The sequence below is a fragment of the Streptomyces sp. NPDC001549 genome, from assembly GCF_042894025.1.
In the GTDB taxonomy this organism is placed as follows: domain Bacteria; phylum Actinomycetota; class Actinomycetes; order Streptomycetales; family Streptomycetaceae; genus Streptomyces; species Streptomyces kutzneri.
On record NZ_JBIAVJ010000005.1, the window covers coordinates 152,428 to 169,060 of the forward strand.

Genomic DNA, 16,633 nt, shown 5'->3' on the forward strand with positions numbered 1-16,633 from the left:
GACAGCGTGGCGGCTCCGAAAGCGGATCCGCTCGAATCGGAGAATAGTCGACCTTCCCGGCCCTCCGCCGCCCGAAGCGAGCTGCGCTTGGGCGCCGGCAGCACGGTCCAGTCCAGGTCAGCGGCCTGCCGACGGTTCTGGCTGATGACCTGGGTCATGCGCTCCCTCTCCTCCGACGAGTTCCCTACGTTCCGACATCCGAGACAACAGAAGGGGCGGGCGGCGCATTCCCGGGCTCCCGGCGGGTTTCCGGCTTTCGCCGGGACGCGGCCGGCGGGCCTCACACGGGGAGCCGCACGAGCCACTCCCCCACCGCTTCGGTGATCGCCGAGAGCGCCTCCTCCTGGGTGGTGTCCGCCTTCTTCGGCACCGCGAAGCCGTGATCGGCGTACGCCACCTCCACGAGCTCGTACGGGTCCTGCGCGCCCGGCGGCGGGAACTCCTCGGGCCGCCCGAAGGGGTCCCGGCCGCCCTGGACCACGAGGGCGGGCCGGCCGGCCCCGGTGAGCTCCCCGGCGCGGGACTTCTCCGGCCGGCCCGGCGGGTGCAGCGGGAAGGCCAGCGCCAGCACCCCGGCGGCCCCCAGTTCGGCGGCGGTCCGGCAGGCCACCCGGGCCCCGGCGCTGCGCCCGCCCGCGACCACCGGCAGTCCGGGCTCCACGAGCGCCGGCCACAGCCCGCGCCAGCCCTCGTCCAGCACCCTGGGCGCGGCGGCGACCTTCTTCCCGGCGACCCGCCAGGGCTGTTCGACCAGGGCCACCGTGATCCCGCGGGCGGGCAGGGCGGCGGCCAGCGCCTGGAGGTCCCGGGCCTCGATGCCGCCGCCGGCGCCGTGGCTCACGGCGAGCACGAGCCGGGGCTGCGGCGCCCGGTGCCAGGTGATGCGGGCCTCGCCCGCCGGGGTGTCGACACTCTCGGTACGCGTGGTCATGCGTCCCATCCTGCCCGGGTCAGAAGAGGGTGCCCTCCTCCGGCGCGGCCAGCTCCGTCAGCAGCTCCGGGCCGTTGTTGCGCACGCTGCTCACCGCCGTCGACACGGGGTAGGCCCGCATCAGCCCGCCGGGCGGCGGGGCCAGCAGCTCCCGCAGCGAACCCTCCGTGTCGGTGTTCGCCGGGTCCAGCCAGGCGTCCCAGCGGTCCGGGGTCAGCATCAGCGGCATCCGCGGGTGGATGTCGGCGAGCGAGCGCGGTCCCTCGCCGGGGGCCACGCCCAGGGGGCCGGTCTCGGCCTCCGTGGTGATCACCGAGCAGGTGACCCACCAGGAGAGCGGGTGCTCGTCGGGCAGGGTCCGGTCGCGCCAGAACTCGTATATCCCGGCCATGGCGAAGACGGAGCCGTCGGAAGGGAGTACGAAGTAGGGCTGCTTGCGGGCCCGCTTCTTCGTGCCCTCCACCTCCAGCTGCCGCTCGTCGTGGGCGGTGACCCACTCGTAGTAGCCGTCGGCGGGGACGATGCAGCGGCGCTGCGCGAAGGGCCGGCGGAAGGAGGGCTTCTCGTGGAGGGTCTCGGACCGGGCGTTGATCATCCGGGCGGCGCCGTCGGGGTTCTGGGCCCAGGAGGGGACCAGCCCCCATTTCAGAACGCGCAGCTGGCGAACCGGACGCGGGTGCGAGGCGTCTTTGAGGGGACGGTCGAGAACCACGTGGACCTCTTTCGTCGGCGCCACGTTGAAATCGGGGGCCAGGGCCTCCTCCGGGTCCCACCTCTCGATGCCGAAGGCCTCCACCAGGTCCTCGGGCCTACGACTCGCCGCATACCGTCCGCACATGGCTGTCACACTGCCATGCGACCCGTACACCACCGCAAGGAGTCCGCCACCTTATGGACAGCAGCACGACGGCCGGTCTCTGGGACCGGCTCACGGGCATACAGACCGCGCCCGACCTGTGGCTGGTGATCGTGACGGGGCTCGTCGCGCTGGCCGCGGTGGGGCCCGGCCCGCTGTGGCGGCTCTCGCGCAACGCCGTCACCATCGCGCACGAGGGCGGGCACGGGCTGCTGGCGCTGCTGACCGGGCGGCGCCTGAGCGGCATACGGCTGCACTCGGACACCAGCGGGGTCACCGTCAGCCGGGGCCGGCCGACCGGGCTGGGGATGATCCTTACCGCCGCGGGCGGGTACACGGCGCCCTCTCTGCTCGGGCTGGGCGGGGCGGCGCTGCTGTCCGCGCACCGGATCACGCTGCTGATGTGGGTGGCCACCGCCCTGCTGCTGGCGATGCTGGTGATGATCCGCAACGCGTACGGGGCACTGACGGTGATCCTGACCGGCGGAACCTTCCTGCTGGTGTCCTGGCTGGCCCCGGCCGGGGTGCAGGCCGGTTTCGCGTACCTGGTGGTGTGGTTCCTGCTGCTCGGCGGGGTCCGGCCGGTCTTCGAGCTGGGGGCCAAGCGCCGGGGCGGCGGGGCACCCGATTCCGACGCCGACCAGCTCGGCCGGCTCACGCACCTGCACCCGGTGGTGTGGCTGCTCTTCTTCCACGTCGTCGCCCTGTGTTCGCTGATCGGCGGCGCCCGCTGGCTGCTCGCCCTGTGACCGCTCCCTGAGACGGGGCCGGGATCAAGATCTGGCATCGGGGGAAGCCACTAAAGTGGGGGCCATGACCGAGACCCCCGCGCTCCCTGCCCTCTGGCCCGCTCCGCTCGCCGATGGGACCGTCCACGCCACCGTCACGGTGCCGGGGTCCAAATCGGTCACCAACCGGGCCCTCGTGCTCGCCGCGCTCGCCGCCGAGCCCGGCTGGGTGCGCCGCCCGCTGCGCTCGCGCGACTCCCAGCTGATGTCCGACGCGCTGCGTGCGCTGGGCGTCGGCATCGAGGAGACCGTCTCGTCCAGCTCCGCCGGTGACGGCGAGAGCGGCGAGGCCTGGCGGATCATCCCGGCGGCCCTGCACGGCCCGACGACCGTGGACGTCGGCAACGCGGGCACGGTCATGCGCTTCCTGCCGCCCGTCGCCACCCTCGCCGACGGCGACATCCGCTTCGACGGCGACCCGCGCTCCTACGAGCGCCCGCTGGGCCAGGTCATCAGCGCCCTGCGCACCCTCGGCGCCCGCATCGACGACGACGGCCGGGGCGCGCTGCCGATGACGGTCCTGGGCGGCGGTGCCCTGGAGGGCGGCGCGGTCGAGATCGACGCCAGCAACTCCTCGCAGTTCGTCTCCGCGCTGCTGCTCTCCGCCCCGCGCTTCAACCAGGGCGTCGAGGTCCGGCACGTGGGCGGGAACCTGCCGTCGATGCCGCACATCCGGATGACCGTGGAGATGCTGCGCGCGGCGGGCGCCCAGGTCGACACCCCCGAGGCCGGCGGCGAGAAGGACGTCTGGCGGGTCGCGCCCGGCGCGCTGCTGGGCCGCGACATGGTCGTGGAACCGGACCTCTCCAACGCACAGCCCTTCCTGGCCGCGGCCCTGATCACCGGCGGCACGGTCACCGTCCCCGACTGGCCGCGCCGCACCACGCAGCCGGGCGACGCGCTGCGCCGGATCTTCACCGAGATGGGCGGCTCCTGCGAGCTGACCGACGCGGGCCTGGTCTTCACCGGCACCGGCAAGATCCACGGCATCGACGTGGACCTGAGCGAGGTCGGTGAGCTCACCCCGGGCATCGCGGCCGTGGCCGCCCTGGCCGACTCCGAGTCGGTGCTGCGCGGTGTCGCGCACCTGCGGCTGCACGAGACGGACCGGCTGGCCGCGCTGACCAAGGAGATCAACGCGCTCGGCGGCGATGTCACCGAGACCGCCGACGGCCTGCGCATCCGGCCGCGCCGGATGCACGGCGGCGTGTTCCACACGTACGACGACCACCGGATGGCCACCGCGGGTGCGGTGATCGGCCTGGCGGTGGAGGGCGTACAGATCGAGAACGTGGCGACGACCGCGAAGACCCTGCCGGACTTCCCGAAGATGTGGACGGACATGCTCGCCGGGGACGCCGGTGGCTCCGGGGCACCCGGAACGGGTGCGGGAGCGTAGGGCCCGTCATGCGCAGATACGGCAAGCACACCGACGAGGACGACATCCGCCAGCGCCCGAACCCCAAGGGCAACCGGCCGCGGACCAGCATCCGGCCCAAGCACGAGGACGCGGCCGAGGGCTTCGTCCTCACCGTGGACCGCGGCCGGCTGACCTGCCTGGTCGAGGGCCGTTCCGTGCACGCGATGAAGGCCCGCGAACTGGGCCGGAAGGCGGCGGTGGTCGGCGACCGGGTCTGGATCGTCGGTGACCTGTCCGGCAAGAAGGACACCCTGGCCCGCATCGTGCGGATCGAGGCGCGCAAGTCCGTCCTGCGGCGCACCGCCGACGACGACGACCCGTACGAGCGGGTGGTCGTCGCCAACGCCGACCAGCTGGCCATCGTCACGGCCCTGGCCGACCCGGAGCCGCGGCCCCGGATGATCGACCGCTGTCTGGTGGCGGCGTACGACGCCGGGCTGGAGCCGCTGCTGGTGCTCACCAAGTCCGACCTGACCTCCGCGGACAAGATCCTGGAGATCTACTCGACCTTCGGCCTGAAGTACGTGGTGACCAACCGCGAGGAGCTCGCGGCGGGCGACGCGGCCGACCGGGTGCGCGAGCACCTCAACGGCCGGATCACCGCCTTCGTCGGCCACTCGGGCGTCGGGAAGACCACGCTGGTGAACTCGCTGGTCGCCGAGGGCCGCCAGCGCGCCACCGGAGTGGTCAACGCGGTGACCGGCCGCGGCCGGCACACCACCACCTCTGCACTCGCGCTGCCGCTGCCGGGCGGCGACGGCTGGGTCATCGACACCCCGGGCGTGCGCTCCTTCGGGCTGCACCACGTGGACCCGTCCCGGGTGATCCTGGCCTTCCCCGAGCTGGTGCCGGGGACGGAGGGGTGTCCGCGCGCGTGCAGCCACGACGAGCCGGACTGCGCGCTCGACACGTGGGTGGAGGACGGCCACGCGGACCCGGCGCGGCTGTATTCGCTGCGCCGGCTGCTGGAGACGCGCGAGCGGCGCGAGGGCGACTGACCGTCCGGCGGTGGCTCGGCCGCGTTTGTCGAGGGCCCTGTCTGGATAAATGCATAATCGCACCAAGTGACGTGATGTCACGTGACGCGGGGAGGCATTCGACATGGCGTGGCTGCTGGTCGTGGTCGCGGGACTCCTGGAGACCGGTTTCGCGGTCTGCCTCAAGCTCTCCCACGGATTCACCCGGCTGTGGCCGACCGTCGCCTTCGCCTGCTTCGCGCTCGGCAGCTTCGGTCTGCTGACCCTGGCGCTCAAGAAGCTGGACGTGGGCCCGGCGTACGCGGTGTGGACGGGCATCGGCGCGGCCGGGACGGCGATCTACGGCATGGTCTTCCTCGGCGACCTGGTCTCCACCCTCAAACTCGTCTCGATCTCGCTGGTCATCCTCGGCGTCATCGGGCTCCAGCTGTCCGGGTCGGCGCACTGAGCAGCCTGCGCAGCTCGCCCGGCCCCGGCTCCTCCCCCGGGGCGATCACGTAGGAGAGGGCGAGGCGTACGGCGAGTTCGCAGCGCTGCGGGCCCTCCCCCGGCGTCAGCGCGGCGGCCGCCCGGTCCCGGACGGCCCGGGCCAGCTCGCCGGGCCCGGGCGCCCGGCCGCCCGCCGCGGGCAGGCCCGTGTCCCAGGCGCCGGTGAGCAGGGCCCGTACGAGGGGCTGGGCGCGGGCCGCCCGTACGATCCACTCCGCGACGGCGGCGAGCCGCTCGGCGGCCTGGGCCGGGGCGGACAGGGCCCGGTCCACCCCGTCGAGGTAGCGGTCGGCCTCGCGGCGGACCAGGGCGCGGCCCAGGCCCGCCGCCGAACTCGTTGTAGAGGGTCTGCCGGGACACTCCGGCGGCAGCGGCCACGTCGACCATCCGCACGTCCGGCCAGGGGCGCGCCGAGAGCGCCGCTCCCGCCGCCTCCAGCAAGGACTCCCGGGCTGCCGGCATCCGCGCCTCCCCGTTCGGCTCTCTCCGGTCAGAGTTGACGGGCCGCCAGATCCTGTCAAGGGCGCATCGGGGCCGCACTGTGGACAGCGTTGGTCGGGCTCCGGGAGTCTCGATACTGTTCGGGCATGCCCGAGTATGACGATGACCTGCGCCTTGCCCTCGAACTCGCCGACGCGGCGGACGCCGCCACGATGGAGCGCTTCCGCGCCCTCGACCTGCAGGTCGAGACGAAGCCGGACATGACCCCGGTGAGCGAGGCGGACAAGGCGGCCGAGGAGATCATCCGGGCCGGTATCGCGGCCGCGCGGCCGGACGACGCCATCCTGGGCGAGGAGTACGGGCTCAAGGGCAGCGGTCCGCGCCGCTGGGTGGTGGACCCGATCGACGGCACGAAGAACTACGTGCGCGGGGTCCCCGTCTGGGCGACCCTGATCTCCCTGATGGCCCAGGACGCCGACGGCGAGTTCCGCCCGGTGGTCGGCGTGGTGTCCGCGCCGGCGCTGGGCCGCCGCTGGTGGGCGACCCGGGGCGGGGGCGCGTACGCGGGCGGCACGCTCGGCGAGACCGGCGAGACCGGCGCGATCGGCGTGTCCAAGGTGGGCGGGCTGGGCGACGCCTCGTTCGCGTACTCCTCGCTGAGCGGCTGGGAGGAGCAGGGCCGGCTGGCAGGGTTCCTGGACCTGACCCGGGCGTGCTGGCGGACCCGCGGCTACGGGGACTTCTGGCCGTACATGATGGTCGCGGAGGGCTCGCTGGACCTGTGCGCCGAGCCCGAACTCAACCTCTGGGACATGGCGGCGATCGCGGTCGTGGTCCAGGAGGCGGGCGGCCGCTTCACCAGCCTGGACGGCGTGGACGGGGTGCACGGCGGGAACGCCGCGGCCTCGAACGGACTGCTCCACGAGGAGATGCTCGACCTGCTGCGCCCGCGCGCCTGAGCCCGCCGCGCGCTGTCCGCGCTCCGTTGCACGCCTTCTTGTCGGCCCTGCGGGTCCATGGGAATCTGATACTCCCCACGCTTGTGCGCTTGTGAACCGTTTCTCTTGAGACGGCTCCTCAGGCGCACCCACCCAGGCGGGGGGACTCACCCCAGGAGGTGGCTCTCTTCATGCTCGTCCGTGACGCCATGAGCACCGTGATCCTCACCCTCGGACCCGCGCACACCCTCCGGCAGGCGGCCTGCCTGATGTCCGGCCGGCGCGTCGGCGCGGCCGTCGTCCTCGACCCCGACCACAGCGGAATCGGCATCCTGACCGAGCGCGACATCCTCAACTCGATCGGCGCGGGCCACGACCCGGACCGGGAGTCCGTGGGCGCGCACACCACCAACAACGTCGTGTTCTGCACCCCGGAAGCCACCGTGCAGGAAGCCGCCGAGGCGATGGCCCACGGCGGCTTCCGGCACCTGATCGTGCTGGAGCACGGCGGACCCGTCGGCATCGTGTCCGTGCGCGACGTCATCCGCTGCTGGGTCCCGGCGCGGCGCACGGTCCCCGCGTGAAACGACGCCGGGCCGCAGTTCTCCGAGGAGGGCTGCGGCCCGGCGTCCTGCTACGGCAAGCGCTCCGGGTCAGCCGCGGAGGGCCTGGACCGCGGCTTCGAGCCGCTTGCCGAAGTCACCGTCCGCCTGGCGGAAGTTGTTGATCGCGCGCTCGACGATGTCGTCGCGGGAGACCTTGGCGATGAAGCCGGACAGGTTCTCGATCAGACGGGACTTCTCGTCCTCCGAGTACAGGCGGTAGAGGTTGCCCGCCTGGACGAAGTCGCTGTCCTCGCTGTGGACGGCGGCGGCGTGGTTGCCTGTGCCACCGGTCACGTCGATGGGCTGCCACAGCGGGCGGTCCGTCTGGTGCGGGCCGCCGAAGCTGTTCGGCTCGTAGTTCTTCGCGCCCTTGTGGCGGCCGTCGTACAGGTAGCCGTCGCGGGAGTTGGTGCGCGCCTCGGTGGCGTGCGGGCGGTTCACCGGCAGGTGGTCGGCGTTGATGCCGACGCGGTAGCGGTGGGCGTCGCCGTAGCCGAAGAGGCGGCCCTGGAGCATCTTGTCCGGGGACGGACCGATGCCGGGGACGAAGTGCGCCGGGCTGAAGATGCTCTGCTCGACCTCGGCGAAGACGTTCTCCGGGTTGCGGTTGAGCTCCAGCTTGCCGATCTCGATCGGCGGGTAGTCCTCGTGCGGCCACACCTTGGTGAGGTCGAACGGGTTGAAGCGGTACTGGGCGGCCTCGGCCGCGGGCATGATCTGGACCTGCACGGTCCAGGTCGGGAAGTCGCCGCGCTCGATCGACTCGCGCAGGTCGCGCTGGTGCGAGTCGGGGTCCTCACCGGCGAGCCGGTTGGCCTCGGCCTGGGTGAGGTTCTTGATGCCCTGGTCGGTCTTGAAGTGGTACTTGACCCAGAAGACCTCGCCGGCCTCGTTGTTCCACTGGAACGTGTGCGAGCCGTAGCCGTTCATGTGGCGGTAGGACGCCGGGATGCCGCGGTCACCGAACAGCCAGGTCACCTGGTGGGTCGACTCGGGCGACAGACCCCAGAAGTCCCAGACGTTGTCCGCCTCCTGCGAGCCCGTGTACGGGTCGCGCTTCTGGGTGTGGATGAAGTCGGGGAACTTGATGGCGTCCTTGATGAAGAACACCGGGGTGTTGTTGCCGACGAGGTCGTAGTTGCCCTCTTCGGTGTAGAACTTCAGCGCCCAGCCGCGGGGGTCGCGGACCGCGTCGGCGCTGCCGAGGTTGCCGGCGACGGTCGAGAAGCGCAGGAAGGTCTCGGTCTCCTTGCCGACCTCGGACAGGAACTTGGCCCGGGTCCACTGCGAGACGTCGCGGGTCAGCGTGAAGGTGCCGTACGCACCGGCGCCGCGGGCGTGCACCACGCGCTCCGGGATCCGCTCGCGGTTGAAGTGCGCGAGCTTCTCGAGCAGCAGCTGGTCCTGGACCAGAACGGGGCCGCCGACGCCGGCGGTCTCGCTGTTCTGGTTGTCGGCGACCGGCGCTCCGGCCTCCGTGGTGAGCGGTCCCTGCGTCACGTGCGCCTCCTGCGTCATCCCTGCATGTCCTGTCCTTGGCGTTTGCCGTAACCGATCCTACGATGGACTTTGTCTAAGTCAAGTAAGCATCCAAGTCCACACTGGTTCGGGAGTTACACCGAGTCCCCTCACTGTTAGGCTGATGTCTATGAGTGACCTGCTGGATCGACTTCGCGGACGCGGCTGGCGCATGACGGCGCAGCGGCGTGTCGTGGCCGAGGTGCTCGACGGTGACCACGTGCACCTGACGGCCGACGAGGTGCACGCGCTCGCGGTGGCCAAGCTGCCCGAGATCTCCCGTGCAACCGTCTACAACACCCTGGGCGAACTCGTCACCCTCGGCGAGGTCCTGGAGGTCTCCACGGACCGCCGCGCCAAGCGGTACGACCCGAACGCCCACCGGCCCCACCAGCACCTGGTCTGCGCCCAGTGCGGCGCGATCCGCGACGTGCACCCGGCGGGCAACCCGCTGGCCGACCTGCCGGACACGGAACGCTTCGGCTTCGTCGTGTCGGCGGTCGAGGTGACGTACCGCGGCGTCTGCCCGAACTGCGCGGCCGCCTGAGCACACGCACACGAAAGGGCCCGGACCCCCCGAGGGGTCCGGGCCCTTCGCGTTCACCTTCTTGCAGGCGGAAACGGATCAGGAACGACTCAGGGCCCGGATCCATTGGATCCGGGCCCTGAGCCTTCAGTAGCGGGGACAGGATTTGAACCTGCGACCTCTGGGTTATGAGCCCAGCGAGCTACCGAGCTGCTCCACCCCGCGTCGGTAAACCCAACGTTACGTGAAGGCCCACGGCAGATGCAAATCGGTTAACCGGCCAGCCCCCGGTGCAGGAGCGAGGTCAGCGTCTCCACCACCTCGTCGTCGTCGAGTCCGGCCCCGCCGGTCATGGCGGCGTACCCCAGCATCGAGATCATCGCCCCCATCGCCGCGGCGACCAGTTCGGGGTCCCCGGGCAGCTCACGGCCCCGTTCGCGCATGTACGCGAGGTGCTCGCGCAGCGGCGCGGTGTCCCCGAGGAGACGCTCCCAGACCTGACCCGAGCCGGGCGGCTCGGCCATGGACTTCTGGAAGAGGGCGACCACGACGGGCAGATGATCCCGGAAGACGCGCCAGGTGACCGCCACATGCGTCCGCAGCTGCGCCCGGTCGGCGAGGTCGTGGTCGCGGGGGTGATCGTGGGCGCCGACCTCCACGTCCACCTGGGCCCCCATGTCCGCGAGCAGCGCGTCCAGCAGTTCGTCCTTGCCCGCGAAGTGCTCGTAGAAGGACCCGGTGGACCGGCCGGCGGCCTTGGTGATGTCGGTGATCTTCGTCTGCGCGTAGCCGCGCTCCAGGAAGAGCGCCCGCGCCGCCCCCTTGAGCGCCGCCTCCGTGCCGGCCGCCCGCTCCTTGCGCACTCCCACCGCGATCCCCGTTCCCACTTGACGCCGTCTTCGCGGTCTCATCATACTGAACCAAGTTTCACCGAATCAAAGTTCAGTGAATGTAGATTCAGCGAAAGGGGTCGGACATGCGTGTGTCAGTCATCGGGGGCGGAGTCGCCGGAGCGGCGAGCGCGATCGCTCTGCGCCGCGCGACCGGCGCGGAGGTCACGGTCCACGAGGCGTACGAGGACCCGGCCGGGCAGGTGGGCTCGTTCCTCAGCCTCGCCGTCAACGGGCTGCGGGGGCTGGACTCGCTGGGCTGCCTCGCCGAGGTCCAGGCCGCCGGGTTCCCGGTCGCCCTGCAGCGGATGTGGTCCTCCTCGGGCAAGCTCCTCGGGGAGGTGCCGCGCGGCCGGCGCGCCTCGGACAGCCTGCACAGCACCACGCTGCTGCGCGGGCGGCTGGTGGAGGTGCTGCGGGCCGAGGCGGTCCGGGCCGGGGCCCGGATCGAGACGGGGCGGCGGGTGGACCCGGCGGATCTGGACGCGGACCTGGTGGTGGCGGCCGACGGCATCTGGTCCGCCACCCGCCCGGCGCTGGACCCGGCGGCGCCACAGGTGCGGTACGCGGGGCTCTACAGCGTGTCGGGGGTCTCCGAAGGCGTGCACCTCACGCCCGGCACCTACCACTTCGTCTTCGGCCGGCGGGGAGCGTTCCTCTGTGTCCCGGCGGCGGACGGCACGGTCTGGTGGTCGGCCCAGGTGCCTGCCCCGGAGCCCCCGGACCCGGCGGAGGTCACCCAGGCCCTGCTGGCGGAGCTGTACGGCAAGGAGGAGCTGCCGCTGTCCCTGATCCGGGCGGCCACCCGCGTCGACCGCCCGATGCCGATGCACCGGCTGGCAGACGTGCCCGTCTGGCACGACGGGCGCACCGTCCTGGTCGGCGACGCGGCCCACCCGGTCGGGGCCGGGCAGGGCGCGTCGATGGCGATCGAGGACGCGGTGGCCCTGGCGCGGTGCGTGGCATCGGTTCCGGGCGTGGACGCGGCCCTGGCCGAATACACCCGGCTGCGCCGCCCCCGGGTGTCCCGGATGACCCGGGCCGCGGCGACGAACCGCGACTCGAAGACCCCGGGCACGGTGCAGCGCCGGGTCAACGACCTGCTGATGCCGCTCGTCTTCCGGCACGTCTACGCCCGCTCCACCTCCTGGCTCTACCGCTGAGAGGCGGCAGCGGGACGGGGCCTCTCGGCCTAGGCCGAGAGTTCCTCGGCCAGGGCCTCGCGGAGCCGGGCCGCGCGTTCCGATACCTCGGCCGGGCCCAGTTCCATGGCGCGCACGCACCACTTCTGGCCCTCCGCGAGGTCCCCGTGGCGGGCCGCGAGCAGGCCGAGGCGCAGGGCGGCGCGGCCGTGGCCCGCCACCGCCGCGCGGGTCCACCACAGGGCGGCCTCCGGCTCGCTCCCCTCGCGGGCCAGCAGCAGCCCGAGGTTGAAGGCGCCGTTGCGGGAGCCGGCCTCGGCCGCCTCCCGGTACCAGCGCGCGGCGACGGCCAGGTCGCCGCGGGCGGCGGCCAGCATGCCGACCCGCACCTGGGCCCGGCGGTGCCCCAGCTCGGCGGCCCGCTCGTACCACTCCTCGCTCTCGGTGCGCGGGGCGCCGCCCACGGGCTCGCCCAGGGCCACCGGCTCCGGCGGCGGGGCCAGCGACTCCAGCAGCGCGGCCAGGCGGAACGCCGCCTCCGCGCTGCCGCCGCCCGCCGCGCAGCGCAGGTGCCGCTCGGCCGCCCGGTCCTCGCCGTCCCGCACCAGCGCGATGCCGACCTGCAGCGCCGCGTCGGTGTGACCGGCCGACGCGGCCCGCTCGTACCACTTCAGCGCCGTCCGGTCCTCGTCGCGGCTGGCGAACAGGATCCCGAGGTTGAACGCGGCGTCGACGCTGCCCGCCTCGGCCGCCTTCGAGAACCAGGGCTCGGCGCCCGCCGCGTCCCCGACCTGGAGCAGCATGATCGCCAGCGCGTTGGCCGCCTCGCGGTGCCCGGCGTAGGCGGCCCGCCGGTACCACTGCTCGGCCTGCGCGGTCCGGTCCTGTGCGACGCACAGCAGAGCAAGGTTGTACGCCCCGTTTTGGTCGCCCGCGTCCATGGCGGTCCGGTACCAGCGCTCCGCGGTCTGGGTCTCGCCGCGTGCGGCGTACAGCGCGCCCAGCGCGTTGGCGGCGTTGCCGTCGCCGTCCTGCGCCGCCCGGTGCCACCACACGGCGGCGCTCTCCTCGTCGCCGGCGTCGCGCAGCAGGAAGCCGAGCGCGCACGCCGCCCGCGCCTCCCCCTGCTTGGCGGAGGTCAGGTACCAGCGCCCGGCCTCCTTGAGCTCGCCGCGCGCCTCCAGCAGGGCGCCCAGATGCAGGGCGGCGCGCCGGTGCCCGCGGGCGGCCGCCTGCCGGTACCACTGCTCGGCCTCGGTGGGGTCGCCCTTGCGCAGGTGCCTCGCCAGCCGGTACGCGGCTTCGCGGTGCCCCTGTTCGGCGGCGGCGCGGAACCACCGCTCTACGCCCTTGTCCCCGCGGTGCTCCAGCAGGTCGGCCAGCCCGTACGCGCCCAGCGCGTGGCCGGACTCGGCCGCCTGCCGCATCCAGTACTCGGCGGCGGGCTCGTCCCCGCGCTCACGGAAGTAGCGGCCGAGGGCGTGCGCGGCGGGGGCGGATCCGGCGACGGCGGCGACCCGCCACCAGCCGGCCGCGTCCTCGGGGTAGCCCCGCTGGTGGAGCAGCACGCCGAGGTTGTTCGCGGCGGCGCGGTCCCCTTCGCCGGTGGCTCCCCGCAGGTACGGTTCGGCGCCGTCGAGGTCGCCGCGGCGCAGCAGCAGCGCGCCGAGCACGCTCATGGCTCCGGAGTCGCCCTTGTCGGCGGCCACCCGGTGCCGTGCTTCCAGCTCGGCGTCGCTCGCCGCGTCGGTCTCGGCGAACATCTCCTCTGCGAAATCCGCATCGGTCAGTGCGGTCTGCGCGTCGGCGACCGGAGCCGCCCCCTCGGCCTCTGTGTCCGTCCCGGACTCCGCCCTCACAAACCGCCCTGTCTCCAGCAGAGTTGACCTGTCCCCCATAAATCCCATCGTCGCATCACCTGCTACCCGCGTACACCTGGTATGTCGCAGCCAGTGAGGTCACTACAGCGTTTTGTCGACATGCCCACAGTGAGGTAAGTCAAACACGCTCCACCCACAAGTCACCCTCCCCGGCTACCGCGTGTCCGTCCCGGACATGACGAAGGCCCGGATCCCATGGATCCGGGCCTTCATCTTCAGTAGCGGGGACAGGATTTGAACCTGCGACCTCTGGGTTATGAGCCCAGCGAGCTACCGAGCTGCTCCACCCCGCGTCGGTGAAACCACAGTATCACGACGCGGGGTGGAACCATTACCCATTGATCACTGGCCGGCCGGGGCGGGCGCCGTCACCTTCGCCTCGGCCTCGATCGCCCGCTTCAGCGCGGCCTTGATCTCGTCCTGGGCCTTGCCGAAGGCCGCCCAGTCACCGGCCTGCCGGGCCTTCTCGGCGTCCTCGATGGCCTTCTGCGCGTCGGCGAGCGCCGCCTTCACCGTCGGGTCCTGGATGGTCGGCGGCGTGACGGTGCCCTCGCCCGGCGGCTGCTCCGGGGGCACCGGAACGGTCGGCGCCTCGGCCCCGAAGACCACGTTCAGCGCCTTCTCCAGGGTGTCCTCGAAGGCGGTCTGGTTGCCGTAGGTCACGAGCACCTTGCGCAGCAGCGGGTACTTCAGGCCGGAGCTCCGGACGTAGACCGGCTCGACGTAGAGCATCCCGCCGTCGAGCGGCACCGCGAGCAGGTTGCCGTACTCGATCTCCGAGTCACCACCGCGCAGCAGGCGGATGGACTCGGCGATCTTCGGTTCCGACTGGAACTTGCTCTGCACCTGACCGGGGCCGTCCGGCGGCTTGCTGGTCGGCATCTTCAGAATGCGGATCTTGCCGTAGTCCGGGGTGCCCGGATCGGCGTTGACCGCCATGAAGGCACTCAGGTTGGGCCGCTCGTTCGGCGTGAACGTCGTGGTGAGCGAGAAGACCTGGTCCTTCCCCTTCTGGCCCGGCATCTTCATCGACAGGTAGTACGGCGGAACGGCCGTACCGGCCTTGGTCGTCGGGTCGTCCGGGACCGCCCACGCCTCACTGCCGCTGAGGAAGGTCTGCGGGTCGGTGACGTGGTACCGGGTCAGCAGTTCGCGCTGGACCTTGAAGAGGTCCTGCGGGTACCGCAGGTGTTCCATGAGCGGCTTGGCGATGTCGGCCTTGGGCTTCACCGTGCCCGGGAACGCCTTCATCCAGGTCTTCAGGACCGGGTCCTCGGTGTCCCACTGGTACAGGTCGACCGAGCCGTCGTACGCGTCGACGGTGGCCTTCACCGAGTTGCGGATGTAGTTGACCTGGTTCTCCTGGGCGACCACCGCGCGCTGGCTGTTGGTCAGCGAGTCCGCGGTGCTCTGGCCCAGCGTGGTGCGCGAGGCGTACGGGTAGCCGTTGGTGGTCGTGTACGCGTCGACGATCCACTTGATCCGGCCGTCGATCACGGCCGGGTAGGGCGCACCGTCGATGGTCAGCCACGGGGCGACGGCCTCGACGCGCTGCTTGGGCGTGCGGTTGTAGAGGATCCGCGAGCCGTCGCCGATGGCGCCGGAGTAGAGGATCTGCGGCTCGTTGAAGGTGAGCGCGTAGGCGGCCCGGTTGACCGGGTTGTCGAGATTGACGCCGGAGTCGCCCTTGTAGCTCGTCTCCTTCTCGCCCTTGTCGTCCGAGTAGTCGAGCTCCTTCTGCGGACCGCCGACGATCGAGTACTGCTTCGTCTGCTCGCCGTAGTAGATGCGCTGCTCGAAGTCCGTGCCGAACACGCCCTTGGAGGGCAGGTCGGACTGGGTGAAGTCGGGAGCGCCCTCCTTCACGGTGGTGCCCTTGGCCGCGACCACGCCGTAACCGTGCGTGTACTTGAAGTGGTCGTTGATCCAGTTGTTCTTCGGGATGCCGCCGATGTTCAGCTCGCGCAGCCCGATGACCGTGTCCTGGCCGCTGTACCGGTCCACGGCGAGCGTGGACGGGAAGGCGTAGTAGCCCTTGACCTGCTGGAGCTGCTGGAAGGCCGGCGAGACGATGTTCGGGTCGAGGATGCGGATGCTGGCCGTGGTGTCGGCCTGCGGCCGCAGCTTGCCCCGGTCCTCCGTCTGCGGGACGCCCGGGTAGTCCGTGACCTCGGAGCCGGCGATGCCGTAGGCGTCGCGCGTGGCCTTGATGTTCTTCTGGACGTACGGGGATTCCTTGGCCTGCTCGTTCGGCTGGACCTGGAACTTCTGCACGATCGCCGGGTAGAGCCCGCCGATCAGGATCGCCGAGAGCACCATCAGGCCGAAGCCGATCACCGGCAGCTGCCAGGTGCGGCGCCACAGCGTCGCGAAGAACAGCACGGCGCAGATCGCGGCGATGGCGACGAGGATCGTCTTCGCCGGCAGGTAGGCGTTCGCGTCGACGTAGCGCAGGCCCGTCCAGTTGTCGGCGGCCTTGAAGTCGCTGGACTTCACGGCGAGGCCGTACCGGTCGAGCCAGTAGGCGACCGCCTTGAGCGTGACGAAGAGACCGAGCAGCACCGACAGGTGGCCGGTGGCGGCGGCGGTGGCCCGCGCGCCCGGGCTGGTCACGCGCAGTCCGCCGTACAGGTAGTGCACGACGGCCGCGGCGATCACCGACAGCACGACCGCGGCGAAGCCGAAGCCGAGCAGGAAGCGGTACCAGGGCAGGTCGAAGGTGTAGAAGGACACGTCCATGTGGAACTGCGGGTCCTTCGAACCGAAGGGCACCCCGTTCACGTACATGAGCCAGGTCTTCCACTGGCCGGCCGCCGAGGCGCCCGCGATCAGGCCGACGAGCGCCGCAATGCCCAGGAGCAGCCACTTCTTGTACGGGGCGATGCTCATCCGGTAGCGGTCGAGGCTCTGCTGTTCCATCGACATCGCGCTGAGCGGCGGCCGCAGCCGGTGGGCCAGCCAGATGTTGAAACCGACGGCACCCGCCATCAGCAGACCGAACACGGCGAAGAGGCCGATCTTGGTCCACAGGGTGGTGGTGAAGACGGTCGAGTACTTCACGGAGCGGAACCAGAGCCAGTCAGTCCAGAAGCCCGCGAACATGATGAAGAGCATGGCCAGGACGGCCAGCACGCCCAGGGTCATGAGGAGAGTTCTCGCCCGCCGGGAGGGGCGGCCGACTCTCATCCGTGGCCCCGAAGGGCCTCCGCCGCGGTCCGGCATCTGGAAAGCC

The 16,633-nt window shown here is 71.7% G+C and carries 14 protein-coding genes, 2 tRNA genes and 1 pseudogene; 8 read left to right on the plus strand and 9 right to left on the minus strand.

Annotation, left to right across the window (positions count from 1 at the left end):
* Positions 1–280 precede the first annotated feature (280 nt).
* Both ACFY04_RS10805 and ACFY04_RS10810 read right to left on the minus strand, forming a co-directional pair.
* Positions 281–931 (minus strand): alpha/beta family hydrolase, encoded by a 651-nt coding sequence (locus ACFY04_RS10805; RefSeq protein ID WP_389115654.1) that lies wholly within the window; start codon positions 929–931, stop codon positions 281–283.
* Between the two features lie 19 nt (positions 932–950).
* Positions 951–1,769, minus strand: coding sequence for an SOS response-associated peptidase (locus ACFY04_RS10810; protein WP_389115656.1), 819 nt, complete (start codon positions 1,767–1,769; stop codon positions 951–953).
* Positions 1,770–1,822: 53 nt separating this feature from the next.
* On the opposite strand from ACFY04_RS10810, the gene ACFY04_RS10815 reads away from it, so the two are divergent.
* The 4 genes from ACFY04_RS10815 (at position 1,823) to ACFY04_RS10830 (ending at position 5,420) form a co-directional block, all read left to right on the plus strand.
* Complete coding sequence (locus ACFY04_RS10815; RefSeq protein WP_389115658.1) at positions 1,823–2,536, plus strand: M50 family metallopeptidase; 714 nt, start codon at positions 1,823–1,825, stop codon at positions 2,534–2,536.
* Positions 2,537–2,600: 64 nt separating this feature from the next.
* On the plus strand, positions 2,601–3,974 hold the full coding sequence (aroA, locus tag ACFY04_RS10820) for a 3-phosphoshikimate 1-carboxyvinyltransferase (protein WP_389115659.1): 1,374 nt from the start codon (positions 2,601–2,603) through the stop codon (positions 3,972–3,974).
* Between the two features lie 8 nt (positions 3,975–3,982).
* Positions 3,983–4,993: a ribosome small subunit-dependent GTPase A gene (rsgA, locus tag ACFY04_RS10825; protein ID WP_389115661.1), complete on the plus strand. Its 1,011-nt coding sequence runs from the start codon at positions 3,983–3,985 to the stop codon at positions 4,991–4,993.
* A 103-nt stretch (positions 4,994–5,096) separates the two neighbouring features.
* Positions 5,097–5,420 (plus strand): multidrug efflux SMR transporter, encoded by a 324-nt coding sequence (locus tag ACFY04_RS10830; RefSeq protein WP_030011402.1) that lies wholly within the window; start codon positions 5,097–5,099, stop codon positions 5,418–5,420.
* Here the strand turns inward: ACFY04_RS10830 and ACFY04_RS10835 are convergent.
* Positions 5,386–5,923 (minus strand): annotated as a pseudogene (locus ACFY04_RS10835) (TetR/AcrR family transcriptional regulator). The gene ACFY04_RS10830 and the pseudogene ACFY04_RS10835 sit on opposite strands and share 35 nt — an antisense overlap.
* Before the next feature lie 125 nt (positions 5,924–6,048).
* Between ACFY04_RS10835 and hisN the strand changes: the two are divergent.
* Positions 6,049–6,861 carry a histidinol-phosphatase gene (gene hisN / locus ACFY04_RS10840; RefSeq protein ID WP_389115663.1) on the plus strand — a complete coding sequence of 271 codons (813 nt, stop codon included), beginning with the start codon at positions 6,049–6,051 and terminating at the stop codon, positions 6,859–6,861.
* 170 nt (positions 6,862–7,031) lie between these two features.
* On the plus strand, positions 7,032–7,424 hold the full coding sequence (locus ACFY04_RS10845) for a cyclic nucleotide-binding/CBS domain-containing protein (RefSeq protein WP_030385946.1): 393 nt from the start codon (positions 7,032–7,034) through the stop codon (positions 7,422–7,424).
* A gap of 69 nt (positions 7,425–7,493) precedes the next feature.
* On the opposite strand, the gene ACFY04_RS10850 is transcribed toward ACFY04_RS10845, so the two are convergent.
* Positions 7,494–8,963, minus strand: coding sequence for a catalase (locus ACFY04_RS10850; protein ID WP_389115665.1), 1,470 nt, complete (start codon positions 8,961–8,963; stop codon positions 7,494–7,496).
* 130 nt (positions 8,964–9,093) lie between these two features.
* Here ACFY04_RS10850 and ACFY04_RS10855 point away from each other — a divergent pair, with 130 nt between their 5' ends.
* Positions 9,094–9,510 (plus strand): Fur family transcriptional regulator, encoded by a 417-nt coding sequence (locus tag ACFY04_RS10855; protein ID WP_266380203.1) that lies wholly within the window; start codon positions 9,094–9,096, stop codon positions 9,508–9,510.
* 130 nt (positions 9,511–9,640) lie between these two features.
* Here the strand turns inward: ACFY04_RS10855 and ACFY04_RS10860 are convergent.
* Together ACFY04_RS10860 and ACFY04_RS10865 are read right to left on the minus strand one after the other, a co-directional pair.
* Positions 9,641–9,714, minus strand: a tRNA-Met gene (locus ACFY04_RS10860).
* Between the two features lie 47 nt (positions 9,715–9,761).
* Positions 9,762–10,358: a TetR/AcrR family transcriptional regulator gene (locus ACFY04_RS10865; RefSeq protein WP_389115667.1), complete on the minus strand. Its 597-nt coding sequence runs from the start codon at positions 10,356–10,358 to the stop codon at positions 9,762–9,764.
* Between the two features lie 107 nt (positions 10,359–10,465).
* Here ACFY04_RS10865 and ACFY04_RS10870 point away from each other — a divergent pair, with 107 nt between their 5' ends.
* The gene (locus tag ACFY04_RS10870; RefSeq protein ID WP_389115669.1) at positions 10,466–11,542 is read left to right on the plus strand and encodes an FAD-dependent oxidoreductase; all 1,077 of its coding nucleotides are present in this window, start codon (positions 10,466–10,468) and stop codon (positions 11,540–11,542) included.
* A 29-nt stretch (positions 11,543–11,571) separates the two neighbouring features.
* Here ACFY04_RS10870 and ACFY04_RS10875 read toward each other — a convergent pair whose 3' ends face one another.
* From ACFY04_RS10875 to ACFY04_RS10885, 3 genes are all read right to left on the minus strand, one after another.
* Positions 11,572–13,428 carry a sel1 repeat family protein gene (locus ACFY04_RS10875; RefSeq protein WP_389115671.1) on the minus strand — a complete coding sequence of 619 codons (1,857 nt, stop codon included), beginning with the start codon at positions 13,426–13,428 and terminating at the stop codon, positions 11,572–11,574.
* Between the two features lie 192 nt (positions 13,429–13,620).
* Positions 13,621–13,694: transfer RNA gene (locus ACFY04_RS10880), tRNA-Met, on the minus strand.
* A 49-nt stretch (positions 13,695–13,743) separates the two neighbouring features.
* Positions 13,744–16,623: a UPF0182 family protein gene (locus tag ACFY04_RS10885; RefSeq protein WP_389116022.1), complete on the minus strand. Its 2,880-nt coding sequence runs from the start codon at positions 16,621–16,623 to the stop codon at positions 13,744–13,746.
* Positions 16,624–16,633 lie beyond the last annotated feature (10 nt).